Origin of the sequence: Kribbella sp. ALI-6-A, assembly GCF_001984195.1 — a bacterium.
In the GTDB taxonomy this organism is placed as follows: Bacteria; Actinomycetota; Actinomycetes; order Propionibacteriales; family Kribbellaceae; genus Kribbella.
This window is the reverse complement of sequence record NZ_MTQN01000010.1, coordinates 1,153,911-1,177,295: the sequence shown is the minus strand read 5'-3', so window position 1 is coordinate 1,177,295 and position 23,385 is coordinate 1,153,911. Positions and strand designations below refer to the sequence as shown.

The 23,385-nt window shown below is 69.5% G+C and carries 26 protein-coding genes; 5 read left to right on the top strand and 21 right to left on the bottom strand.

Features of this window, described 5'->3' with window-relative positions:
• Positions 1 to 1,185 carry a trans-2-enoyl-CoA reductase family protein gene (locus BWI15_RS19965; RefSeq protein WP_077015873.1) on the bottom strand — a complete coding sequence of 395 codons (1,185 nt, stop codon included), beginning with the start codon at positions 1,183 to 1,185 and terminating at the stop codon, positions 1 to 3.
• 76 nt (positions 1,186 to 1,261) lie between these two features.
• Positions 1,262 to 2,548, bottom strand: coding sequence for a UDP-N-acetylglucosamine 1-carboxyvinyltransferase (gene murA / locus BWI15_RS19960; RefSeq protein ID WP_077015872.1), 1,287 nt, complete (start codon positions 2,546 to 2,548; stop codon positions 1,262 to 1,264).
• A gap of 51 nt (positions 2,549 to 2,599) precedes the next feature.
• On the opposite strand from murA, the gene BWI15_RS19955 reads away from it, so the two are divergent.
• A complete protein-coding gene (locus BWI15_RS19955; protein ID WP_077015871.1) occupies positions 2,600 to 3,187 on the top strand; it encodes a cob(I)yrinic acid a,c-diamide adenosyltransferase in 588 nt (195 codons plus the stop codon).
• Positions 3,188 to 3,560: 373 nt separating this feature from the next.
• On the opposite strand, the gene BWI15_RS39460 is transcribed toward BWI15_RS19955, so the two are convergent.
• On the bottom strand, positions 3,561 to 3,737 hold the full coding sequence (locus tag BWI15_RS39460; RefSeq protein ID WP_168197345.1) for a hypothetical protein: 177 nt from the start codon (positions 3,735 to 3,737) through the stop codon (positions 3,561 to 3,563).
• Between the two features lie 189 nt (positions 3,738 to 3,926).
• Between BWI15_RS39460 and BWI15_RS19945 the strand changes: the two genes are divergently transcribed.
• On the top strand, positions 3,927 to 4,226 hold the full coding sequence (locus BWI15_RS19945) for a hypothetical protein (protein WP_077015869.1): 300 nt from the start codon (positions 3,927 to 3,929) through the stop codon (positions 4,224 to 4,226).
• Positions 4,227 to 4,330: 104 nt separating this feature from the next.
• Complete coding sequence (locus tag BWI15_RS19940; RefSeq protein WP_077015868.1) at positions 4,331 to 5,944, top strand: amidase; 1,614 nt, start codon at positions 4,331 to 4,333, stop codon at positions 5,942 to 5,944.
• A 110-nt stretch (positions 5,945 to 6,054) separates the two neighbouring features.
• On the opposite strand, the gene BWI15_RS19935 is transcribed toward BWI15_RS19940, so the two are convergent.
• Positions 6,055 to 6,516, bottom strand: coding sequence for a hypothetical protein (locus tag BWI15_RS19935; RefSeq protein ID WP_077015867.1), 462 nt, complete (start codon positions 6,514 to 6,516; stop codon positions 6,055 to 6,057).
• Positions 6,473 to 7,414: a helix-turn-helix domain-containing protein gene (locus BWI15_RS19930; protein WP_083750876.1), complete on the bottom strand. Its 942-nt coding sequence runs from the start codon at positions 7,412 to 7,414 to the stop codon at positions 6,473 to 6,475. The genes BWI15_RS19935 and BWI15_RS19930 overlap by 44 nt, the downstream gene beginning before the upstream one ends.
• Before the next feature lie 70 nt (positions 7,415 to 7,484).
• On the opposite strand from BWI15_RS19930, the gene BWI15_RS19925 reads away from it, so the two are divergent.
• Positions 7,485 to 8,240, top strand: coding sequence for a phytanoyl-CoA dioxygenase family protein (locus tag BWI15_RS19925; protein ID WP_077015866.1), 756 nt, complete (start codon positions 7,485 to 7,487; stop codon positions 8,238 to 8,240).
• Here the strand turns inward: BWI15_RS19925 and BWI15_RS19920 are convergent.
• From BWI15_RS19920 to BWI15_RS19845, 16 genes are all read right to left on the bottom strand, one after another.
• Entirely contained in the window at positions 8,212 to 9,396 is a 1,185-nt protein-coding gene (locus BWI15_RS19920) for a serine hydrolase domain-containing protein (protein WP_077015865.1), read from the bottom strand. The genes BWI15_RS19925 and BWI15_RS19920 overlap by 29 nt on opposite strands.
• 61 nt (positions 9,397 to 9,457) lie before the next feature.
• On the bottom strand, positions 9,458 to 9,841 hold the full coding sequence (locus BWI15_RS19915; RefSeq protein ID WP_237771362.1) for a nuclear transport factor 2 family protein: 384 nt from the start codon (positions 9,839 to 9,841) through the stop codon (positions 9,458 to 9,460).
• Positions 9,838 to 11,496 carry a signal peptide peptidase SppA gene (gene sppA, locus BWI15_RS19910; protein WP_077015863.1) on the bottom strand — a complete coding sequence of 553 codons (1,659 nt, stop codon included), beginning with the start codon at positions 11,494 to 11,496 and terminating at the stop codon, positions 9,838 to 9,840. The genes BWI15_RS19915 and sppA overlap by 4 nt, the downstream gene beginning before the upstream one ends.
• 89 nt (positions 11,497 to 11,585) lie before the next feature.
• Positions 11,586 to 12,017: a DUF2550 domain-containing protein gene (locus tag BWI15_RS19905; protein ID WP_077015862.1), complete on the bottom strand. Its 432-nt coding sequence runs from the start codon at positions 12,015 to 12,017 to the stop codon at positions 11,586 to 11,588.
• Positions 12,018 to 12,131: 114 nt separating this feature from the next.
• Positions 12,132 to 12,536 (bottom strand): F0F1 ATP synthase subunit epsilon, encoded by a 405-nt coding sequence (locus tag BWI15_RS19900; protein ID WP_077015861.1) that lies wholly within the window; start codon positions 12,534 to 12,536, stop codon positions 12,132 to 12,134.
• Complete coding sequence (gene atpD, locus BWI15_RS19895; protein ID WP_077015860.1) at positions 12,536 to 13,990, bottom strand: F0F1 ATP synthase subunit beta; 1,455 nt, start codon at positions 13,988 to 13,990, stop codon at positions 12,536 to 12,538. Before atpD ends, BWI15_RS19900 begins: the two co-directional genes overlap by 1 nt.
• Positions 13,991 to 13,995: 5 nt before the next feature.
• Positions 13,996 to 14,907: a F0F1 ATP synthase subunit gamma gene (locus tag BWI15_RS19890; RefSeq protein WP_077015859.1), complete on the bottom strand. Its 912-nt coding sequence runs from the start codon at positions 14,905 to 14,907 to the stop codon at positions 13,996 to 13,998.
• 7 nt (positions 14,908 to 14,914) lie between these two features.
• The gene (atpA, locus tag BWI15_RS19885) at positions 14,915 to 16,552 is read right to left on the bottom strand and encodes a F0F1 ATP synthase subunit alpha (protein ID WP_077015858.1); all 1,638 of its coding nucleotides are present in this window, start codon (positions 16,550 to 16,552) and stop codon (positions 14,915 to 14,917) included.
• Positions 16,553 to 16,639: 87 nt separating this feature from the next.
• Positions 16,640 to 17,437, bottom strand: a complete 798-nt coding sequence (locus BWI15_RS19880) for a F0F1 ATP synthase subunit delta (protein ID WP_077015857.1) — start codon at positions 17,435 to 17,437, stop codon at positions 16,640 to 16,642.
• A complete protein-coding gene (locus BWI15_RS19875) occupies positions 17,437 to 18,006 on the bottom strand; it encodes a F0F1 ATP synthase subunit B (protein ID WP_077015856.1) in 570 nt (189 codons plus the stop codon). The genes BWI15_RS19880 and BWI15_RS19875 overlap by 1 nt, the downstream gene beginning before the upstream one ends.
• A 30-nt stretch (positions 18,007 to 18,036) precedes the next feature.
• Positions 18,037 to 18,264, bottom strand: a complete 228-nt coding sequence (gene atpE, locus BWI15_RS19870) for an ATP synthase F0 subunit C (protein ID WP_077015855.1) — start codon at positions 18,262 to 18,264, stop codon at positions 18,037 to 18,039.
• Positions 18,265 to 18,336: 72 nt separating this feature from the next.
• Positions 18,337 to 19,119, bottom strand: coding sequence for a F0F1 ATP synthase subunit A (gene atpB / locus BWI15_RS19865; RefSeq protein ID WP_077015854.1), 783 nt, complete (start codon positions 19,117 to 19,119; stop codon positions 18,337 to 18,339).
• A 97-nt stretch (positions 19,120 to 19,216) separates the two neighbouring features.
• Positions 19,217 to 19,429 carry an AtpZ/AtpI family protein gene (locus BWI15_RS19860; RefSeq protein ID WP_077016113.1) on the bottom strand — a complete coding sequence of 71 codons (213 nt, stop codon included), beginning with the start codon at positions 19,427 to 19,429 and terminating at the stop codon, positions 19,217 to 19,219.
• A 114-nt stretch (positions 19,430 to 19,543) separates the two neighbouring features.
• Positions 19,544 to 20,005 (bottom strand): hypothetical protein, encoded by a 462-nt coding sequence (locus BWI15_RS19855; protein ID WP_077015853.1) that lies wholly within the window; start codon positions 20,003 to 20,005, stop codon positions 19,544 to 19,546.
• Positions 20,006 to 20,220: 215 nt separating this feature from the next.
• Positions 20,221 to 21,339 carry a glycosyltransferase family 4 protein gene (locus tag BWI15_RS19850; RefSeq protein WP_077015852.1) on the bottom strand — a complete coding sequence of 373 codons (1,119 nt, stop codon included), beginning with the start codon at positions 21,337 to 21,339 and terminating at the stop codon, positions 20,221 to 20,223.
• Positions 21,339 to 22,199 carry an L-threonylcarbamoyladenylate synthase gene (locus BWI15_RS19845; protein ID WP_077015851.1) on the bottom strand — a complete coding sequence of 287 codons (861 nt, stop codon included), beginning with the start codon at positions 22,197 to 22,199 and terminating at the stop codon, positions 21,339 to 21,341. Before BWI15_RS19845 ends, BWI15_RS19850 begins: the two co-directional genes overlap by 1 nt.
• A 128-nt stretch (positions 22,200 to 22,327) precedes the next feature.
• Between BWI15_RS19845 and BWI15_RS19840 the strand changes: the two genes are divergently transcribed.
• Positions 22,328 to 23,338, top strand: a complete 1,011-nt coding sequence (locus tag BWI15_RS19840; RefSeq protein ID WP_077015850.1) for an adenosine deaminase — start codon at positions 22,328 to 22,330, stop codon at positions 23,336 to 23,338.
• Positions 23,339 to 23,385 lie beyond the last annotated feature (47 nt).

Genomic DNA, 23,385 nt, shown 5'->3' with positions numbered 1-23,385 from the left:
TCAAGCCTTGGTCGGCCACTCCACGTCGACCTCGGTCGGCTGGTCGTAGTCGACGCCGTCCACGTCGAAGCCGTAGAGGCGGCGTACCTCGGAGTGGAACCAGGCGGCGTCGGCGACGGTCGCGATGTTGTCCTGGGTGACGGCGTCCCACTGCTGCTTGACCGCGTCCTGGACGGCCGGGTCGAGCTCCCAGCGGTCGAGGCGCAGGCGGCCGTCCTCGTCCAGGTCGGGCGTGGTCTCACCGGTGAGCTGGTCCCACAGGGCGATCGACTGCTGGATCGGCGTCTGCATTTTCTCGCCGAGGACCTTGTGCAGCAGGCTCACGTACAGGCCGATGCCGGGGATCGCCGAGCTGGCCTGCGTGACCGCGGCGCCGTTGACCGAGGTGAAAGCGCGGACGCCGTCACGCCCGGACAAGGTCTTCGCCGTCTGCTCCAGATGGGCCTTGGCCGCGCCGATCGAGCCCTGCCGGTAGATCGGGCCGGTCAGCTCGCTGCCGATGTAGGTCAGGGCGACCGTGCTGAACCCGTCGTTCACCAGCTTGCGCTCGGTCAGCGCGTCGATCCAGCGGGTCCAGTCCTCGCCGCCCATCACCTGGACGGTCTCGGCGATCTCCTCGTCGGTCGCGACGTCGAGGCTCGCCTCGGTCAGCACCGGGTCGCCGTCCTCGAAGGCGATGCTCTTGGTCGTGTACGGCGCACCGATCGTCTTCAGCGCCGACTGGTACGTCGTACCGGTGCGGGGGTCGACGCGGCGCGGGGCGGCGACGCTGTAGACCAGGTAGTCGACGCCGCCGAACTCGCGTTCGACCAGGTCCAGCACGTCGTCCTTGGTCGTGTCGGCGAAGGCGTCGGCGTTGAGGAAGTGGAACTTCCGGCCGTTCCGCTCGGCGTACTGGGCCGTGGCCGCCGTCCGGTACCAGCCGGCCGTCGCGGTGCGCCGAGCCGTCGCGGCCTTCTCGAAGCTGACTCCGACGCCGTCGATGCCGTACCGCACCAGGCCGGCGATCGTCGCCGCCAGGCCGTAGCCGGAGCTCGACCCGATCACCAGGGCGACCGGGTGCTTGTCCGGCCTACGGGCCCCGACCTGCGCGGTCAGGTCCTGCACGAGCCGCTCACACCCCGCTGGGTGCGAGTCGAGGAACAGGAACCCACGGCCGACAGGCTTGATCAGGCGCTCAGTCATGCGCCCGACCCTAACCTGCCTCAGCAGCTACCCGCTGGTCACGCCAGGCCGCCCGGCGGAGCCGGAGCCGGGCCTTTCAATTCCAGTAGAGCTCGGCGTCGTCCGGCTCGACGATGACGTCCGCCCCCAGACGGCGGAGGTTGCCCGCGAAGTCGGTGTACCCCCGGTGCACGTGGTGCGCGGCGGAGACCAGCGTCTCCCCCTCGGCCGCCAGTCCGGCGATCACCAGCGCGGCGCCCGCCCGGATGTCACTCGCGACCACCGGCGCCCCCGACAGCCGCGGCACCCCGCGGATCACCGCGTGATGCCCGTCGGTCTGCACCTGCGCCCCGAGCCGGGTCAGCTCCTGCGCGAACGTGAAGCGTCCCTCGAACAGGTTCTCGGTCACCATCGCCGACCCTTCGCTGACCGCGTTCATCGCGATGCAGAAGGCCTGCAGATCGGTCGGGAAGCCCGGGTACGGCAGCGTCACCACGTCGACCGACTTCGGCCGGTCCGGCATCCGGACCCGGAAGCCCTGGTCGAGCACGGTGATCTCCGCGCCCGCCTTGTGCAGCTTGTCCAGCGGCAGCTCGAGGTGCTCGGCGTGCCCGTTGGTGATCGTCACGTCGCCCTTGGTGATCGCCGCCGCGAACGCCCAGCTGCCGGTGACGATCCGGTCCGGTACGACGGTGTGGTCGACCGGCTGAAGCAATCCGTCCACCCCGGTCACCTCGATCCGCGGCGACCCGGCGCCCTCGATCTGGGCGCCCATCTCGACCAGCATCTCGGCGATGTCCTGGATCTCCGGCTCACGGGCCGCGTTCTCGATCACCGTCGTGCCCTTGGCCAGCACGGCCGCCATCATGATCGTCTCGGTCGCGCCGACGCTCGGGAAGTCCAGCCAGACCTCCGCGCCGTGCAGCCCCTGCGGCGCCTCGGCGATCACGAAACCGTGCTCGATGTGCACCTTCGCGCCCATCGACTCCAGCCCCGCCACGTGCATGTTCAGCCCGCGCGAGCCGATGTTGTCGCCGCCCGGCAGCGCCACCTCGGCCTGGCCGCAGCGGCCCAGCAGCGGGCCGAGCACCGAGATCGAGGCCCGCAGCTTGCGCACCAGCTCGTAGTCGCACTGGTGCCCGATCTCGCCGGGCACCGCGATCGTCGCCGTACCGGCCTCGCCGTCCACCTTGACCGAGCAGCCCAGCGTGTCCAGCAACTGGGCCATGAAGGTGACGTCGAGAATGCCCGGCACCTGCCGCAGCGTCGTCGTCCCCTCGGCCAGCAGCGCCGCCGCCATCAACTTCAGCACGCTGTTCTTCGCGCCTGCCACCTCGACCGACCCGTCGAGCCGTGCCTCACCCGAGATCCGAAACCGTTCCACCCGCCGACTGTAGCGTCTGCCGGTTGCGGGCTTTGCGTAGAGTGCCTGGTCATGGCTGTGAACTTGACGCGGATCTACACCAGGACCGGGGACGCCGGCGAGACCCGCCTGGGCGACATGAGCACGACGACGAAGACCGACCCGCGGCTGGCGGCGTACGGCGAAGTGGACGAGGCCAACTCCACGATCGGGGTCGCGATCGCGGCCGGCCACCTGAACTCGGCGATCGTGGTGCTGCTGACCCGGATCCAGAACGACCTGTTCGACGTCGGCGCGGACCTGTGCAACCCGGTCCAGCCCGACCCCGAGTACCCGCCCTTGCGGATCACCCAGGAGTACGTCGACCGCCTGGAGGCGTGGTGCGACGAGTACAACAGCCGGCTCACCAAGCTCCGCAGCTTCATCCTCCCCGGCGGCACCCCCGGAGCGGCGTACCTGAACGTCGCCCGCACGGTCGTCCGCCGCGCCGAACGCGCCGGCTGGGCGGCGGTCGAGGCCCACGGCCCGTCGGTGAACCTGCTGGCCCTCACGTACCTGAACCGCCTCTCGGACCTGCTCTTCATCCTCGGCCGGGTCGCCAACCTCTCATCGGGCGGCGACGTCCTGTGGGTCCCGGGCGGAGACCGCGACAAGCAGTAAGCGCTGCCCAGCCCGGCCGTCTGTCGACGGTCGGGCTACTCGGTCCAGGTGTCGATCCGCAGGATCGCCCCCAACCGTCCCAAACTCCCCAGCAACTCCGAACCCCGCGTGGTCCTGGCCGACCTGCGGACTCCAGCTGATCAACACGTCGACGTCCCGATCAGGCAGTTGTCCAACCCGCGTCTCCAACTCCGCCAGCACCCTCGTCAGCTCCTCGAGCTGACCATCCAGCGACTCGTCGTCCGCGCCCCGCACGTCGCGGATCCAACGGTCTGCAGCGGCCTGCGTAGCCGCCAGTGCCAATCGCCCGGCGATCTCGTCCCCGCTCAAGCCCGTCGCGAACACCCGCACCGACGTCATCGCCCACGGCAGCTCATCCGCCATCCGACATCCACTCTTCGTCGTCGACGACGTTGGACACCGGCGACAGGAACGGGTCGACGCGCACGCTGAGCTTGCCGCGAGCCAGCACGGTGACCTCGAAGGCGTCGTGGCCGGGGATCGGTGCGTTCGTTCCTTTTGTGCAGAACCACAGGTTGACCTCGTACATGGAGATCAGTGTTCACCCGGGCCACCTCATCTCGCTGACCACGTGGTCGTGACGCAGCGGGGCGGGGTGACGACGCGGCGTGCCGTAACTCCGGTGCGACATCAGCGAAACGTGCGGGCATAAATGACGTGACACAAAGAGGCCGAGTCGGAGTTCGCGACTTCCGCCACGCACCGCGAGGAGCCTCTTGTGAGCCTCAGTCAACCCACCGATGCCGAACTGGACGTGATGATCCGGGCCCGGCTCGCCGCCCTCGGCATCGACCTCGACCAACTGCCCGCCGGGACGACCGCCGATCCCGAGACCGGCAGCCCCGGGCGGGATACCGCCCTGGCCGGGCTGCGCAGCTTCGTCCGCACGACGATCTTGCCGCTCGCCGCGTACCAGTTCGCCACCACCGGCCCTGCCGAGGACCTGCCGGCCCTCGCCCAGCAGGTCGGAGTGCCGGCCCTGTACCCGTCCATCGACAGCCGCCGGCAGGACGCATGACCACCCGCGGGGCGAGCACCCCCGGATCCCCGGCACGCGGGGCGAGCGCGCCCGGGTCCAGAGCCGGCGGGCTGACCGCCACCACGTCACCGGATGCCGGGCCGATGGATGCCCGGGTCGATCGGCGGTCGTTCCTGTACCGCGCCAGCGCGCTCGCCGCCGCCACCGCGGTCGGCAGCGTCGCGCTCCCTGCCGTCGCCCATGCCGGCCCATCGTCGGGCACCACCCCGACGCTCGTCGACGTCCCCGCTCGTCCGGAGGCGATCACCGACGTCAGCGAGTTGACCATCGCCGAGGCCGCGACGCTGATCCGCAAGGGCCGGCTCACGCCCGAGCGGTTGCTCGCGGCGTACCTCGACCGGATCTCCTCGTACGACGACGTCTACCAGGCGTTCAACCTGGTCCTCGCCGACGAGGCGCTGGCCCGGGCCCGGGCGCTCGGCCGCACCCGCGGGGGCGCGCTGCACGGCATTCCGCTCGCGATCAAGGACAACTACTACACCCGCGGCATCCCGACGACGGCGAACTCGTACCTGTTCCAGAAGTTCGAGCCCCCGTTCGACGCCACCGCCGTACGCCGGCTCACCGCGGCCGGCGGGATCGTACTCGGCAAGACCCAGATGGGACCGCTCGCGACGACCCGCGCGACCACGCCCGACGGCCGGATCACCACCGTCAACGCGTGGACCCCGGCGGACCCGCGGACCGAGCCGGGCGGTTCGTCGTCCGGTTCGGCCACCGCGGTCGCGGCCCGGCTGGCGACGTCGAGTGTCGGGACCCAGACCGGTGGCTCGATCACCGCACCGTCGAACGCGCAGAACCTGACCGGCCTGAAGCCGACGATGGGCCGGGTGTCGCTGTACGGGATCGTGCCGCTGAGCTACACCCGCGACCACCCGGGCCCGCTCGCCAGGGACGCGATGGACGCGGCGATCATGCTCTCCGCGATGGCCGGCGAGGACCCGGCCGACCCGCGGACCCAGGGCCTGCCGCCGGTCCCCGACCTGATCACCGCGGCGACCCCGGTCGTCCGCTCCCGCAAGGTCAGGATGCGCTGGCGCACCCGCATCGGCGTGATCCCCGGCTACACCAGCGGTACGTCGGAGGCCGCGGCGGCCCGGCGTACGGCGCTGGACACGCTGGCCGGGATCGAGGGCCTGCAGGTCGTCGACGTGACCCTGCCGGACGAGTGGGACGTGCTGACGAACTCGGCCTTCAACAACGTCCGGCTGCCGGAGCGCAGCGAGCCGTTCCTGCCGATGCTGCGGTCCGACCTGCGCGGCTTCGGGGTGTCGGTGATGGGCTGGCTGCAGGGCGCGATGCTCGGCGCGAACGAGTACCTGATCGGCCAGCGCGCCAAGGTCGTCCTGCTGCAGCGCGTGCTGGACGACCTGTTCGAGCAGTGCGACGTGGTCGTGCAGACGAGCCCGAACCCGTTCGACGCGATCGGTCTGCCGGAGTTGGCGCTGCCGATCGGCTTCACCACGGCGGGAGTCCCGATCGGCACGATCCTCGGCGGCAAGCCGTTCGGTGAGGACCGCCTGCTGGCCGTCGCGGCGGCGTACCAGGCGGTGACCGACTGGCACCACCGCCGTCCCGCCGATCCGGTGCCGACTGCCGGCGCGGTCCTGCGCACGCCGGACCGCCGCGATGCGCTCCGGAGCGGCGCCGATCGGGGCCGGATCAGTGCTGAGCAGGTCCCTGAGTTGATGCAGTAGCGACCCGCCGCCCCTCCTCCGGCACTGCCGAGCGGGGCGGTGAGTTCGACAGGCAGTAGCCAAGAGAAATCGTCAGCGGCGATCCCCGAGACGACCTCTTCGCACACACGTCATCGCTGGGCCTGATCGATCCGGTGAAACCAGAGGTCATTGGTGAAGTCCCAGCCGTTCGTGCGGTCCTCCCGCGCTCGGGACGAGACGAACTCGATGACGGCCGGAAGGTCGCGCATCCCCCACGCGTCCGCGTCGTACGGGCACCGGTATTCCTCCCGGTCATTGCCCGACGTCACGAAGAAGCGCGGGTCGAACAGGTAGAGCGCCGGAGGTTCGTCCGGGTTCAACCGCACCTCGCTCAGGTCAGGTGGCCGAGCCTGAAGCGCAGGGGTGAGTCCGAGCGGGACGACCAGCGAAAGCCTCCCGCACCAGTCCACCGGGAGAAGACCCGCTGCGGTCCTGAACATCTCGACCGCGATCGGAACAGTTCGCGGCTCGTTGTCCCACTCCGAGTCGATCTCGTCGAGATGCCCGTCAACCACCAACTCGTGCGAGAGCCGCACCAAGCTCTGCTGCATCCAAGCTTCGAGCCGGTTTCTTCTCACCGTGGGATTTCCCGCCTGTTGTGCTCAAGGCCATCGGATCTCTTGCGCGTTCACGGTACTGGCTGGGGGTGAGCCCGACGAGGGTGCGGAAGCGGCGGGCGAAGTACGTGGGGTCTGGCCAGCCGACGGCTGCTCCTACTCGTGAGTTGGGTAGGGCCGACTCGGTGAGCAGCACCGCGGCTTGTTCGGCTCTCAGCCGGGCCAGGTAGTTGAGGGGGCTGAGGCCGGTGTGGCGGGTGAAGAGGCGGCTGAGGTACGCCGGGTCGAGGTTGACCGTGGCGGCCAGGTCGTCCAGGCGCCAGTCGGTGGCGAGGTCGGACTCGAAGCGGGTGATGGTGGCGGCGACCGCGGGGTGGACGGGCGGTGCGGCAGGGCGGGTGGGGCGGCCGTCGGCGAGGATGCCGAGGACTGTGACCAGGCGGCCCAGGAGGTGACCGTTGCCGGTGCGGGTGGTGGTCAGGTCCGCGATCTGGGTTATCGCGACGTCGGCTGCTTCGGGGTCCACCTCGGTGGTGGCTACGCCGTGGAGACCGCTGACCGGCGTGGTCCAGAGGAGATCGCGGAGCACGGGGATCTGTTGCAGGGCTGAGAGTTCGGTGCGCAGGCCCCGGGCCGAGATGCAGCAGTTGGCGACGACGAGGTCGTGGCAATCGGCGAAGGCGTGCCACGCGCCGGGGCGCAGGACGAGGACCTGCCCACGGCGTACGGGGTGATCGCCCTGGCTGGTGTGGTGGCGGCCGGTGCCGGTGCCGATGACGGCGATTTCCAGGAAGTCGTGGGCGTGGGCCGCGACGCCGGAGTTCAGCCGATGGACACCTCCCCACACCGGACCGCCCTGGAACAGACTCGCCTCGTGCAGCGTCTCGGGCATGTCAGGATCGTACGACGACTGGTCCGGACCGTCCTGGCCCGCGAAGGGCAGCAGCAGCGACGGTAGAGGCATGACAGCAGACATCGTCACCGCCTACCGTGAGAACGGATTCGTCCGAGTCCCCGGCGTGCTCACGCCCGAAGAGGTCGAGCGCTACCGCGACCGCGCCGCCGGATACCTCGAAGAGCATCGCGCCGACCGACTCCAGCAGGACGCGATCTTCAGCCAGCTCGTCAACGTCTGGCAGCAGGACGCCGTCCTCAAGGAGCTCACCCTCCACCCGAAGCTCGCGGACATCGCCGAGCAGCTCGCCGGTTTCCCCCTGCGCATCTGGCACGACCAGATGCTCGTCAAGGAGCCGAACAGCAACGCGGCCACGCACTTCCACCAGGACCGCCCGTACTGGCCGCATGCCAACGACCGGCTTCCCCTGTCGGCCTGGATCGCGCTGGTCGACGTACCGCCTGAGCGCGGCTGCATGACCTTCCTGCCCGGCACCCAGACCGTCACCGACCTTGAACCGCAGGACCTCAGCAACGAGGAGGACCTCTTCACCCGAGCTCCCGACCTCCGCTGGTCGCCGCGCGTCACCGTCCCGTTGAGAGCCGGCGACTGCACCTTCCACAGCGGCTACACCGGTCACATGGCGCTGCCCAACACCACCGATCAGGCACGCTTCGCCCATGTCGTCATCTACATGGACGAAGCCACCACCTACACCGGCGCACCTCACCCGGTCACGGATCCGTTGAACCTCAGCCCCGGCACCAAACTGGAAGGCGAAACCTTCCCTCGGGTCAGCCGAGCAGGGGTCGCGCGGCCGTGACCAGATCGGCGGCGATGGCGCCGGCGTTCTTGCCGCCCTCGGCAACCAGTACGGCGATCGAAACCCGCAGCGCGGGGATCGCGACCACGATGCTGCAGTGGTCCGGGAAGTTGCCGTCGTGCCCGTACGCCGGCGCGTTGCCGAACCGCAGCGAGAAGCGCCGCGTGCCGAGCCCGTAGTCGCCCTCTCCCGCGGTCATCGCCGCGACCAGCTCGGCCGGCAGCACGCGACCGCCGTACAGCTGATAGCCCCACCGCGCGACGCTCGGCGCGTCAGCGGTCGCGCCACCGTTGGCCGCGGCCAGGCTCGCGATCGCCCGGCAGGGCAAGTATCCGTCGAAGGCAGATCCGCAGATGGGGTTCCGCGTCCGGGCGACCGGCAGTCGCGGCGTCTCTCCGTCCTGGAACGCGACCCGCGCCAGTCCGGCAGGCTGGGCCAAGTCGCGGCGCAGAACGGTCGCGAGCGGCTGCCCGGTGACCTTCTCGATCAACATGCCGAGCAGCACGTAGCTCGGATTGCTGTAGTCGTAGGTCCCAGGTGGGCCGACCGGTGTGGAGAGGTACGCCAACGCCTGCTCTGGAGTCCAGTGCCGGCTCGGCGCGGCCGCGACCGCGGGGTCCAGCGCGGCATAGTCCCCCGGCTTGTAATCCGGTACGCCGGACGTCATGGCGAGGTGTTGCCGAACGGTCGAGTTGTTCGCGGTCAGCTTGTGCCGCACGTACAGCGCCAACGGCGCGTCCAACGCGATCCTGCCGGCCCGGGCGAGCAGCAGGACCTCCGCCGCGACGAACGTCTTCGTGACGCTGGCGATCCCCAGACTCGTCGCCGGGGTCAGCTTGGTCCCGATCGCGTCCGTCCCGGCGGCACCCGACCAGCTCCACCGATCGGAGACGATCGCGGCCGTGAGCCCCCTGGCGGCGACTTCGGCGTCCGGCATGTCGGCGTACCGGCTGGCGACCTTGTCGAGCACGGCCTGCAGCTTCTTCGCGTCGGCCGGGCCCAGCGCCCGGGGCGCCGGATCGGGTGCGCGCTCGGTGGGAGGCGTCGCCGTACCGATGGTCGGCGCCGGCTCGTCCTGGCTCGGACCGGAGCAGCAGGTCAGCGCCAGCATCGCGAGGCACACGGCCGACGTCAGGGTCCTGCGCAGCGTCCCCATCGTCCGATGGTCGCCCCGGCCGGGCCCGAGGTCCAGGCGACCTTCGCCCCGGCCTCCCGCATTACTCCGGGCTGATCACCGTGCCCTGGTGGTAGAGGACCTTCCAGCCCTCCACCTCCGAGCCCTGCCAGACGCTGACGCGGGCGGTCAGCCGGGGTTGCTCGTTCAGCACGTACGTGACCAGATACGTCCGGTCGGCGATCTCGCGGACGTCGAAGTCCGTCACCGTCCACGACTCCCCCGCGTCCGCGGCAGGGCTCTCGGCGAAGCGTTCGGTCAGCGTGGCCAGGACGAAGTCGCGGGAGTAGCGGCGGCCGGACGCCCCGGTCTCCCAGTAGTCGGCCGCCATCTCCCGGTCCGCGTCGGCGGCCGAGCTGACCACATCGCGCCGGTGGAAGAGCGGCTCGCGCCGGCGCAGGGCCTTGAGGGTCCCGCTGTCGGTCAACCGACCCTCCAGTTCAGCGGCATCGACAGTACGCCGGTCGCCGGCAGGCCGAGGGCGGCGTACAGGGACGTGGCGAGGCCGTCGACAGTGAGCGGCTGGGCCCTGACCGCCAGGTCCTCGGTCGACGTCGGCGGGCGGAGGCGGTCGAGGAACGAGCGGCTCGGCGCGGTGACGATCCCGACCTCGTCACGATCCAGCCCGGCCCGCGAGCAGGCGAGCTGGAGGGCGTGCTCGAAGCCGCCGAGCTCGTCGACCAGGCCGCGGCCGTGGGCGTCGGCCCCGGTCCAGACCCGGCCGCGGGCCAGCGACTCCAGCTGGTCGACCGGCAGGCTGCGGTCGTCGGCGGCCTTGGCGACGAAGTCGGCGTAGATCCGGTCGAGGGTCTCCTCCAGCCGCTCCCACTGGGCCGGCGAGAACTCCTCCTGGGCGGAGTACATCCGGGCGTTCTCGCCCTCCGACACCGCCTGCTGGGTGATGCCGATCCGGCCGAGCGCGTCGCGGACGACGCCCTTGCCGGACAGTACGCCGATCGAGCCGGTGATCGTGCCGGGCTGGGCCACGATCACGTCGGCCGGCATCGCGACGAAGTACCCGCCGGACGCGGCGACGCTGCTCATCGACGCGATCACCGGCTTGCCGGTCGAGCGCAGCCGGAGCACCTCGTGCCGGATCGCGTCGGAGGCGACGTACGAGCCGCCGGGGCTGTCGATCCGCAGGACGACGGCCTTGACCTTCTCGTCGGCGGCGACCGCGCGCAGGGCGGCCGTGATCGTGTCCGAACCGGTCCGGGGACCGCCGAGCGGCCCGCCGCCGGAGTTGCGGCCGACGACGATCCCGCCGCTGATCCGGATCACCGCGACGGCCGGCTTCGGCGGCCACGGAAGCTGGTCGAGCGCCTCGTGCACGGTCCGCGGGCCACGCCGGTGGTACCGCTCGACGAGCAGCGCGGTCGTTTCGCCGTACCGCTTCTCGAGCTCGTCGTACACGTCGGAGCGGTACCCGAGCCGATCCACCAGCCCGGCCTCACGCCCCGCCTCGGCGCCCAGCGGCGCCCGATCCACCAGTTCGCGAACCTGCTCGACGCTCAGCTCCCGCCCCTCGGCGATGCCCGCGACGATCTGCTCGTACGCCGACTCGGCCAGCCGCGCCGCCATCTCGCGGGCCGGGCCGGTCATCTCCTTCTCGGTGAAGGTGTCGACGGCCGTCTTGTACTCCCGGCGCTTCCCGAACTGCGGGATCACGCCCGCCTTGTCCAGCGCACCCCGGACGAACGTCGCCTGCACCGACACCCCGGTGATCCCGAGCTCGCCGGACGGCTGCACCCAGACCTCGTCGAACGCGGTCGCCAGGTAGTACGGCACGGTTCCGCCGCCGACCTCACCGAACGACTCGGTCCACGCCACCGCCCGCTTGCCCGACGCCCGGAAGCCGGCGACCGCCGCGCGCAACTCCTGCACCTGAGCCAGTGACATCGGCGGCCCGCCCACGTGCGCGACCAGCCCCACCACGTGCTCGTCCCCCGCCGCCTTGCGCAGCCCGGAGACCAGCTCCCGCACGGTCGGCAGATGCCGAGCCCGAAACGCCGCCAACGGCGACGCGGGCGGCGTCTCCACCACACCCCGGGTCAGATCCAGTTCCAGCAAGATGCCCGTCATACACCGACCCTAGACGCCCCGCTCAAACAATTGCGTCCGAACAACCGTGCGCGACAGCGCACGCCTCTTCGGACGCAACGGGAAGGGAGCTAGTGGTAGGTCTGGCTGCTGGGTGGCGCGGACTCCATCCAGGCGAGTACGCCGGTGAGGGCTTCCTCGGTCATCGCGAAGTGGACGGTCCGGTCGCGCAACGCGGCGTCGACGATGACGTGGCCGGCGTAGGTGACCAAGGGTTCGTTGCCGACCGGGCGGCGGGTGGTGACGCCCTGGAGCTGACGGCGGTTGACCACGAGCTTGGGCCACCAGGCCAGGCTGAAGACCCGGAACCACTGGAGGTCGTCGCCGACGTAGCGGGCCAGACCGAGGGCCCACCCGCGGCCGTGGTCCTTCTCGGCGAGTTGCAGGCTGCAATCGAACGTGCCGCCGTCCCTGGACAACCAGCGACGGCGGCACGCGAAAGCTACGACCAGCAGGACGGCAGCAAGAAAACAGACCCCGACCACATCGAGGACTGTCCTCATATGCCGACCTCATTCCTGATGCCGGCGACTGAGCGGCACCTACTCCGAACCCGACGGCTCAGAACTGCAACGACTTCGTACTGACCTGACGAGATTCAATTATGACAGGTCGGGTCAGGACACCTTTTCGGCGGCCCGGACCCGAGCCTCGGCGATCCGGACCTGCTCCTGCTCGTCGGCACTGTCGGTGCCGGCGGCCTGAGCCTGCTCGAGGGCGCGCTTGGCTTCCTCGAGATCGATGTCGTGACCCATCTCGGCGTTCTCGGCCAGGATCGACACGCGGTCGTTCGCGACCGAGAGGAAGCCGTCCGGCGCGGCCGCGACGAAGTACTCGTCGTCGACGGTCCGCACCTGGACGGTGCCGCCCTGCAGCAGTCCGAGCAGCGGGGCGTGGCCCGGGAGGATACCGACGTCGCCGTCGGTGGTGCGGGCGATGACGATCTTCGCCTGCCCCTCCCAGACCACCCGCTCGGCCGCGACCAGCGCGACCTCGAGGTGCTTGCCGCTGTCGTCAGCCATCAGAGTTCCTTCTGGAGCTCAGCCCAACGCCGCTCGACGTCGTCCAGCGACCCGACGTTGAAGAAGGCCTGCTCGGCGATGTGGTCGCACTCGCCCTCGGTGATCTTCTTGAACGACTCGATGGTGTCCTTCAGCGGCACCGTCGAACCCGGGGTGTTGGTGAACTTCTCCGCCATGTAGGTGTTCTGCGACAGGAACTGCTCGATCCGGCGCGCCCGGGCGACGGTGATCTTGTCCTCTTCGGACAGCTCGTCGACACCCAGGATGGCGATGATGTCCTGCAGTTCCTTGTTCTTCTGCAGGATCTGCTTGACCCGGACGGCCACGTCGTAGTGCTCCTGGCCGATGTACTGCGGGTCGAGGATCCGCGACGTCGAGGTCAGCGGGTCCACGGCCGGGTACAGACCACGCGACGCGATGTCACGCGACAGCTCGGTGGTCGCGTCCAGGTGCGCGAACGTGGTGGCCGGCGCCGGGTCGGTGTAGTCGTCGGCGGGCACGTAGATCGCCTGCATCGAGGTGATCGAGTGACCGCGCGTCGAGGTGATCCGCTCCTGCAGCACGCCCATCTCGTCGGCCAGGTTCGGCTGGTAACCCACCGCGGACGGCATCCGGCCGAGCAGCGTGGAGACCTCCGAACCGGCCTGGGTGAACCGGAAGATGTTGTCGATGAAGAGCAGCACGTCCTGCTCCTTGACGTCGCGGAAGTACTCCGCCATCGTCAGCGCCGACAGCGCGACCCGCAGCCGGGTGCCCGGCGGCTCGTCCATCTGACCGAAGACCAGCGCGGTGTCCTTGAAGACGCCGGCGTCCTCCATCTCGTGGATCAGGTCGTTGCCCTCACGGGTGCGCTCACCCACACCGGCGAACACCGAGGTGCCACCGAAGTTGTGCGCGATCCGGTAGATCATCTCCTGGATCATGACGGTCTTGCCGACACCCGCACCGCCGAACAGGCCGATCTTGCCACCCTGCACGTACGGCGTGAGCAGGTCCAGCACCTTGATGCCGGTCTCCAGCATCTCGGTCTTGGACTCGAGCTGGTCGAAGGCCGGCGCCTGCCGGTGGATCGGCCAGCGCTCGGTGATCTCGAACTCCGACTCGTCCTGGTTCAGGCACTTGCCGGTCACGGACCAGACCCGGCCCTTGGTGACGTCGCCGACCGGCACGGAGATCGCCGCACCGGTGTCGCGCACCTCGGTACCGCGGACCAGGCCGTCGGTGGGCTTCATCGAGATCGCCCGGATGATGTTGTCGCCGACGTGCAGCGCGACCTCGAGGGTGATCGTCTGGGTGACGTCGCCCAGGGTGATGTCCACCTCGAGCGCGTTGTACATCTCCGGCATCTGGTCCGCGGGGAACTCGATGTCGACGACCGGGCCGATCACCCGGGCGACGCGACCGACGCCGGGGGCGCCCGCCTCGTTGTTGTTCTCGGTAACCGTGGCAGTCATCTCTCTCACTCGCTCCCGGCGTTCGCATCGGCCAGCGCACCGGCGCCACCGACGATCTCGCTGATTTCTTGGGTAATTTGAGCCTGGCGCGCCTGGTTGGCCTCACGCGTCAGGCGCTCGATCAGGTCCTGCGCGTTGTCGGTGGCCGACTTCATCGCCCGCTGGCGGCTGGCCAGCTCGGACGCGGCCGCCTGCAGCATGCAGAAGTGGATCCGGCTGGCGACGTACTTGGGCAGCAGCCCGTCCAGCACGTCCTCGGCGGACGGCTCGAACTCGTACAGCGGCAGTACGTCGTCCGCCGCCGGCGCCTCCTCGCCCTCGACGACCTCCAGCGGCAGCAGCCGGATCACGTCCGGCCGCTGGGTCAGCATCGACACGAACCGGGTGAAGACGATGTGGATCTCGTCCACGCCGCCCTCCTCGGTCGGGGTCAGGAAGGCCTCGATCAGTGCGTCGGCGACCTCCCGGGCCCGGGCGAACGTCGGCGCGTCGGATTCACCGCTCCACGACTGCGCGACCTCGCGCTGCCGGAAGGTGTAGTAGGCGATCCCCTTGCGGCCGGTGAGGAACGGCACGATCTCCTTGCCGTCCTCGCGCAGCAGCTGGTGCAGGCGCTCGCCTTCCCGGATGACCGAGGAGGAGTACGCGCCGGCCTGGCCGCGGTCGGAGGTGATCAGCAGGACCGCGGCCCGCTTCGGGTTCGGCTTCTCGGTGGTCAGCGGGTGGTCGACGTTCGAGAACGTCGCCACCGCCGACACGGCACGGGTGAGCTCACGCGCGTACGGACCGGCCGCCTGGGCGCGTTGCTGCGCCTTGACGATCCGGGACGCCGCGATGAGCTCCATCGCGCGGGTGAGCTTCTTGATCGTCGTGACCGAGGCCCGACGTTCGCGAAGCTCCCGCAGACTGGCTGGCATGGGTTGATCAGCCCCGCTTCTGCCGGACGATCTGCTCCTGCTCGACGTCCTCTTCGTCCATCGCCTGGGCCTCCTCGCGACCGGCCAGCAGCGCGCCGCCGGAGGTCTGGAAGGTGGGCTTGAACGCGTCCAGCGCCGAGATGACCGACTGCTGGGCGTCGTCGTCGAACAGGTTCGACTCACGGATCCCGTCGAGGACCTTGGTCTCGCGGCGCAGGTGGTCGAGGAACTCGCGCTCGAACCGCAGCACGTCCTCGACCGGCACGTCGTCGAACTTGCCGGTGGTGCCGGCCCAGATCGACACGACCTGGTCCTCCACCGGGTACGGCGAGTACTGCGGCTGGCGGAGCAGCTCGACCAGACGCTGACCACGGTCCAGCTGACGGCGCGAGGTGGCATCGAGGTCGGAGGCGAACATCGCGAACGCCTCCATCGCGCGGAACTGCGCCAGGTCCAGCTTCAGCGAGCCCGAGACCTTCTTCATCGCCTTGACCTGCGCGGCGCCGCCGACCCGGGACACCGAGATACCGACGTCGATCGCGGGGCGGATGTTGGCGTTGAACAGGTCCGACTGCAGGAAGATCTGGCCGTCGGTGATCGAGATGACGTTGGTCGGGATGAAGGCCGAGACGTCGTTGGCCTTGGTCTCGATCATCGGCAGACCGGTCATCGAACCGCCGCCGAGCTCGTCGGACAGCTTCGCGCAGCGCTCGAGCAGCCGGCTGTGCAGGTAGAAGACGTCACCCGGGTAGGCCTCACGGCCCGGCGGGCGGCGCAGCAGCAGCGACATCGAGCGGTACGCCTCGGCCTGCTTGGTCAGGTCGTCGAACACGATCAGGACGTGCTTGCCCTGGTACATCCAGTGCTGGCCGATGGCCGAACCGGTGTACGGCGCGACGTACTTGAAGCCGGCCGGGTCGGAGGCCGGGGAGGCCACGATGGTGGTGTACTCCATCGCGCCGGCCTCTTCGAGCGCGCCGCGCACCGAGGCGATCGTCGAGCCCTTCTGGCCGATCGCCACGTAGATGCAGCGGACCTGCTTGTCCGGGTCGCCGGACTCCCAGTTGGCCTTCTGGTTGATGATCGTGTCGACCGCGATCGCCGTCTTACCGGTCTTGCGGTCGCCGATGATCAGCTGACGCTGACCGCGGCCGATCGGGATCATGCCGTCGATCGCCTTGATCCCGGTCTGCAGCGGCTCGCGGACCTCCTGGCGGTCCATCACGCCGGCCGCCTGCAGCTCCAGCGCGCGGGTGCCGTCCAGGTTGGTGATCTCGCCCAGACCGTCGATCGGCTTGCCCATCGGGTTGACGACCCGGCCGAGGTAACCGTCACCGACCGGCACCGACAGGACCTGACCGGTCCGGCGGACCTGCTGGCCCTCTTCGATACCGCTGAACTCGCCGAGGACGACGACGCCGATGTCGCGGACGTCGAGGTTCAGGGCGATGCCCTGGGTGCCGTCCTCGAACTCGAGCAGCTCGTTGGTCATGGCCGAGGGCAGGCCCTCGACGTGCGCGATGCCGTCTCCGGCGTCGACAACGGTGCCGACCTCTTCGCGGGTCGCCGTCTCCGGCTCGTAGCTGGAGACGAAGCGATCCAGGGCGTCCCGGATCTCCTCCGGCCTGATCGTGAGCTCCGCCATTTGCTTCCCTGCTTCCTTGACCTTGCTTGGCCTGTTGTTGGCTCTAAAGGCTTTGCCGACCCCTAGCGCCTGCTATGTCGTTAAAGGTCAGCCCGCGATGCGCCGTTGCGCCTCGTCGAGCCGGGCCGCGATCGTTCCGTCGATCACTTCGTCGCCGATGTCCACCCGGACGCCGCCGACGACGCTGGGGTCCACGATGACGTTCAGCTGGATCTGCCGTCCGTACTGCCGGCCGAGCAGCTCGGCCAGCCGGTCGCGTTCGGCCTCGGTCAGGTCGGTGGCCGCCCGGACCGTGGCGATGCTGGCCTGGCGCCGGGCCGCGGCGGCGACCTGGTAGGCCCGCAGCGAGGTCGCGAAGTTGCGTCCCCGCCCGTCCACCGCACGCTCGGCCAGCCGTACCGTGACGGCGTCGGCCTTGCCCTGCAGCAGACCGTGAATCAGTTCCTGCCGCGGAGCGAGCGGAATGCTCCGGTCGCTCAGCTTGTCGGCCAGCACCCGCTCGACCGCGACCACGCGGTCCAGCCGGAACAGCTGGTCCTCCAGCTCGTCGAGCTTGCCCTGCTGGTCGGCGTACGCGACCTCGGCCTGGACGCTCAGGTCGTCCAGTGCGTTGGCCAGGTCACGGCTGCTGACCCAGCGGCCGACGACCGCGGCGGTCAGGATCTCCAGCGTCTGCGCGGAGACCTTGCCGTCGAACAGCTGCCGGACCAGGCCGGTCCGGCCCTCGGCCGACCGCGCCGGGTCGGTCAGCGCCCGGCGCAGTGCACCGTTGGTGTCGAGCACCTTCGCGACCGAGAACAGCTCGGCGCCGAGGCCCTCGGTGACGGCGGCACCCGCCAGGGCCTCTTCGGCCCGGGCGAGTGACTGCTTCGAAGCGCCGCGCATCAGCCGTCCGTTCCGACAGCCTGCCGGGCCGAGTCGCTCGACTCCAGCTCCGCCAGGAAGCGCTCGACCGTACGACGCTGACGCGCCTCGTCCTCGAGCGACTCACCGACGATCCGGCCGGCCAGCGACGTGGCCATCGAGCCGACCTCGCCGCGCAGCGACGCCACGGCCTGGGCCCGCTCGGCCTCGATCTGGGTCCGGGCGTGGCTGACGATGCGCTCGGCCTCGACGTTGGCCTGCTCGCGCATCTCCGCGATGATCTGCGCACCCTGCTCACGCGCGTCCTCGCGGATCTTCGCAGCTTCCTGCCGGGCCTCGGACAGCTGCGCGTTGTACTTGTCGAGCGCCGCCTTCGCCTCGGCCTGGGCCTGCTTGGCCTCGTTCATCCCGCCTTCGATCGCCGCGGTCCGGTCGGCGTAAGCCTTCTCGAACTTGGGGACGACGACCTTGGCGAAGGCGATGGCCAGCAGGATCAGGAAGACGAGGCCGAAGATGATCTCGGCCGTGTGCGGCATCAGCGGGCTCGGACCTTCGCCGGCCTCGCTGAGCGGTAGCACTAACGTCATCATGTCTGGATCCTGTCAGTCAGGGATGGTGGATCAGGCTGAACGGAAGACGAAGGCGAGCGCGATACCGATGATCGCCAGAACCTCGGTCACGCCGAAGCCGATCCAGGCGATCGACTGCAGCTTGCTCTGCGCCTCGGGCTGACGCGCGGTGCCGTTGATGACAGCGGCGAAGATCAGGCCGACGCCGACGCCCGGGCCGATCGCGGCAAGGCCGTAACCGAGGACGGCGATGTTGCCGGAGATCTCGAGAGCGTTCATTGCAGTGTGTTCCTTTCGGTACGGATAGGAGCTATCCGGGTTTCCGTTGCTACGGGATCTGGGGGACGCCGATCAGTGTTCGTCGGCGATCGCGCTGCCGATGTACTGCGCGGTCAGCACGACGAAGATGTAGGCCTGGATGCACTGGACGAACAGCTCCAGCCCGGCGATCGCGAGGCCCATCAGGAGGGTGAGGATGCCGACGCCGCCGAGCGCGATGCTGCCCGAGTGCAGCAGCATGTACTCGCCGCCGAGCACGAACACCAGCAGCAGGATGTGGCCGGCGAACATGTTCGCGAACAGCCGCAGGCTCAGCGAGACCGGCCGGACCAGGATGTTGGAGATGAACTCGATCGGGATCATCAGCGGCATCAGCCAGCCCGGCACACCGGCGGGCATCGTCTGGTGCTTGAAGTAGCCCAGCAGGCCCTTCTTCTTGATGCCCACCGCGTTGTAGATGATCCAGCTCAGCGCGGCTGCCGCGTAGGCCCAGCCGATGTGGCTGAACGTCGGGAACTGGATGAACGGGATCGACGCGGCGACGTTGTTCAGCAGGATGAAGAAGAACAGGCCGAGCAGGAAGGGCACGTACTTCATGTGCTCCTGGCTGCCGATCGCGTCGCGGGCGATCGAGTTGCGGACGAAGTTGTAGCCCAGCTCGCCGGCGAACTGCAGCTTGCTCGGCACGACCTCGGCCTTGCGGGAAGCACCCCAGAAGAACCAGATGATGACGATCACCGACAGCGCCGCCACCAGGACGGGCTTGGTGAACCACTCCACGCCCGAGAAGATGGGCGGCAGCTGGAAGTCTTCTGGACCGGGTGGGTTGAACTCGGTCGAAACGCCGGCGATCACCGGGTCTCCTCTCGCGTCGTGCTCAAGTCGTTCGCCATGTGGCTGGGGGCAGGGCGGCTCAGGGCAAGGCGGTCAACAACGTCAGACCCGGCAGAGCTCAGGAGCGCCCGTACCGGAAGTGCAGCATCAAGATCGTCAGCCCGGCTCCGAGGACGATGCCCACCGGAAGCAGGAACTGGGTGCCCAGCCAGCGATCCAACCCGAAGCCGATGCCCCCGTACACCAGGACACCGCCGATCAGGTAGGACAGGACCCGCCAGCCGTCGCCCGAGGTGTCGGGTGTCGGCTTCGGATCGCTTTGCTGGCTCATCGGCACCCGAAAGGTACCAGTCGGCGACACGCCGGGTCACATCGGCACCCGTGCGGTGCGCCACACCCGTTGTCACGGTTCGGAAACGGCTTACCTGAGCACTACGCACGGTGCTCACGCCGTCACCTCGTGGTCGAGGTCGTAGATCGGGATCCGCAGCCGGGACCAGGCCCAGATCTCGCCGGCCATCCAGCCCATCACGACCACCATCGCGCTGATCCCCAGCGCGGTGAGGTTGACGTTGGCGGCCAGGCTCTCGGAGTTCAGCGCGACGGCCAGCAGGCCGCCGAAGATCGCGATCCGGCCGGTGTAGGACGCCATCGCGATGCCGAGCTGGGCGGTCGGGCTGGCCCGCCGCGACAGGTGCAACGCGTACAGGCCGAGGCCGGAGAACACCATCACCATCAGCAGTCCGAGCAGCGCTCCCCACAGGCCTTCGAGGCCGGCGGCAACGGTCGCGATCGCGGCCGCGTTCACACCGACGACGACCGCCGCGGCGGCAGCGCCGCGCAACATCGCCAGGGCCGGGTGCCGAGTGGCTTGTCCGGCTTGCTGGGGGCTTTCCTGGGGAGCCATCTGGTGGTTCCGTCCTGCTGGCGACCGGGATTGTTGCCCTCGGTCGTCGGGTGGGCGGGGTCAGGGGTCACGCTGTTTTGCTGGTGCTTGTGAAAACTAGCACAAAGTCTGCCGGGTCAGCAAAACGGTCAGCAAAACGAGCGTCCCTGCCGCTGTACACGAACACCCTATCGGTAGCCCACAGCGGCCACTGGTCTGGTCCCCGGTCGGCCGGCTCAGACCTTCGCGAGCTTGCGGCCGGACCGGCCCGGCAAGCCGGTGGTGAGCACGATCGCGGTGACCGTGGCGGCCACCACGATGAGCACCGTCCACCAGTCCAGCAACAGGCCCAGAACGACCACCCCGAAGGCGATCAGGGCCGTCCACAGGTACATCAGCAGCACGGCCCGGCGGTGCGAGTGGCCGCGCTGCATCAGCCGGTGGTGCAGGTGCAGCTTGTCCGCGGCGAACGGCGAGCGGCCGGCCTTGGTACGGCGTACGTAGGCCATCGTGAGGTCGAGGGCCGGGATCGCCAGCACCGCGATCGGCAGGACCAGCGGGAGCAGCGCGGGCAGCAGACTCGAGCCGCCGACCTCGTACGGTACGGCGTTCGGGTCCATCTGGCCGGTCAGGCTGATCGTCGAGGCGGCCAGCATCAGGCCGATCAGCAACGAGCCCGAGTCGCCCATGAACACCCTGGCGGGGAAGAAGTTGTGGGGCAGGAACCCCAGACAGGCACCGGCCAGCGCGACCGTGATCAGCGTCGAGGTGGTGGCGCGGTCGAGGTTCTGCTCGACGTTCAGCAGGTACGAATAGGTGAAGAAGGCGCCGGCGCCGATCGTGGTGACGCCGGCGGCCAGGCCGTCCAGGCCGTCGACGAAGTTCACCGCGTTGCAGGAGACCAGCAGGATGCCCGCGGTCACCACGGCGAGCTGGGCCGGCGGCGGCGACAGGATGCCGCCGGGCAGCGGGAGCCAGTACAGCTGGATGCCCTGGACGATCATCACGCCGACAGCCAGCACCATGCCGGCCAGCTTGGTGATCGGGTCCAGCTCGTACAGGTCGTCGATCACGCCGACCGCGCAGATCACCACGCCGCCGATCAGGATCGCCCGGGCGTCGTGCGCGACCTGCAGGCTGTCCCCGAGGAACGGCAGGCTGGAGGCGACCAGGTAGCCGGCGATCAGGCCGCCGAGGATCGAGACGCCGCCGAAGTACGGGATCGGGACCTTGTGCACGTCCCGCGCCCGGACCTTGGCGACCGCGCCGTAGCGCAGCGCGATCTTGCGGGCCAGTCCGGTCAGCAGGAAGGTCGTGGCCATCGCCACGAACATGACGAGCAGGTACTCGCGCACTAGTCCGCAGGCCTCACATCGGTCGCCTTGGAGTCAGCCGGAACACCCGGCTCTTCCTTGGACGCCTCGACGGCGGCTTCGGTTGGCTCGTCCTGGGCGTCGGCGGGCTTGTCCTGGACGTCCGCGTCGGCGGGCTTGTCCTGGACGTCCGCGTCGGCGGGCTTGTCCTGAGGAGCTTGCTCGGCGGGCTTGTCCTGGACGTCGTCGTCCTTCGGCTCCAGGTCGGTGGTCGCCTCGGGCACGACCTTGCGGATCTGCTGCATCGACAGCGCGCCGATCCGGACGACGTGCGGAACCTCGCCGGTCAGGTCGACGATCGTCGAGGGCTGTCCCCCGGTCACCTCGCCGCCGTCCAGGTAGACCGCGACCGACTCGGCCAGCTGCTCCTCCGCGTCGTACACGTCGAGGGCGGCCGGCTGCCCGCTGAGGTTGGCCGAGCTGACCGCGAGCGGCCCGGTCCGGGACAGCAGTTCACGGGTGTTCTCGTGGTCGGGAACGCGCAGCGCGACCGTGCCGTGGGTGTCGCCGAGGTCCCACATCAGCGACCCCTGCGCGTGGCAGATCACCGTCAGCGGTCCCGGCCAGAACTCCTCGCACAGCTTCCGGCCGGCCTCCGGTACGTCGGTCGCCAGCGCGTCCAGCGACTCGACCACCGAGATCAGCACCGGCGGCGGCATGTCCCGGCCCCGGCCCTTGGCGTCCAGCAGCCGCTGGACCGCGTCGGCCTTGAAGGCGTCCGCGGCCAGTCCGTACACGGTGTCGGTCGGCAGTACGACCAGGTCACCGGCCTCGATCGCGTCCACGGCAGCGCGGTAGGCCGGCGCCAGTTCGTCTCCGGTGAAGTCAAAGCGCTCGCTCACGAGTGAATCGTGCCACTGGTGTGGTCGCGAACCCGCATCGGGGCTCACACCACAGAAGCTGACAATCCAATGTCAGGAATCGGTCGATGCGCCGCAAGCGCCCTAAAATTGCTCCTAGGATCCCCGCCATGACTCTGTCCCGCGACTTTCTCACCGGCCTGCCGAAGGCCGAACTGCACGTCCACCACGTCGGGTCCGCGTCGCCGCGGATCGTCGCCGAGCTGGCCGCGCGGCACCCGGGCTCGCCGGTTCCGGCCGACCCGGCCGCGCTGGCGGAGTACTTCACCTTCACCGACTTCGCGAAGTTCGTCGAGGTCTACCTGACCGTCGTCGACCTGATCTCCAGCCCGGACGACGTCCGGCTGCTCACCTACGAGATCGCCCGCGAGATGGCGGCGCAGAACATCCGCTACTCCGAGCTGACCGTCACGCCGTACACATCGGTGATCCGCGGGATCGCCGCGGAGGCGTTCTGCGAGGCGATCGAGGACGCCCGGACCGCGGCCGAGAAGGAGCTCGGCGTGACGCTGCGCTGGATCTTCGACATCCCCGGCGAGGCCGGGCTGCCGGCCGCCGAGGAGACGCTGCGGATCGCGACGAAGATCCGTCCCGACGGGCTGGTCGCGTTCGGCCTGGGCGGCCCGGAGATCGGCGTCCCGCGGCCGCAGTTCGCGCCGTACTTCGACCAGGCCCGGGCGGCCGGTCTGCACAGCGTGCCGCACGCGGGCGAGACGACCGGGCCGGAGACCATCTGGGACGCGCTGCGCGTGCTGAAGGCCGAGCGGATCGGCCACGGCACGTCCGCGATGCAGGACCCGGAGCTGGTCGCGTACCTGGCCGAGCACCGGATCCCGCTCGAGGTCAGCCCGACCTCGAACCTGGCCACCCAGGCCGTCCGCTCGTACGCCGAACACCCGCTGCCCGCGATGGTCGAGGCCGGCCTGGTCGTCACGATCAACAGCGACGACCCGCCGATGTTCGGCACCGACCTCACCAACGAGTACGCCGTCGCGACGGAGCTGCTCGACCTCGACGAGTCCGGCGCCGCCGAGCTGGCCCGCACCGCCGTCCGGGTCTCGTTCGCCGACCAGCCCGTCAAGGACAAGCTGCTCGCGGAGATCGACGCGTACGTCAGCTGAACCCGCTCCTGGCGTCCGAAGGACCGAGCCCTGTAGCGCACGGATCT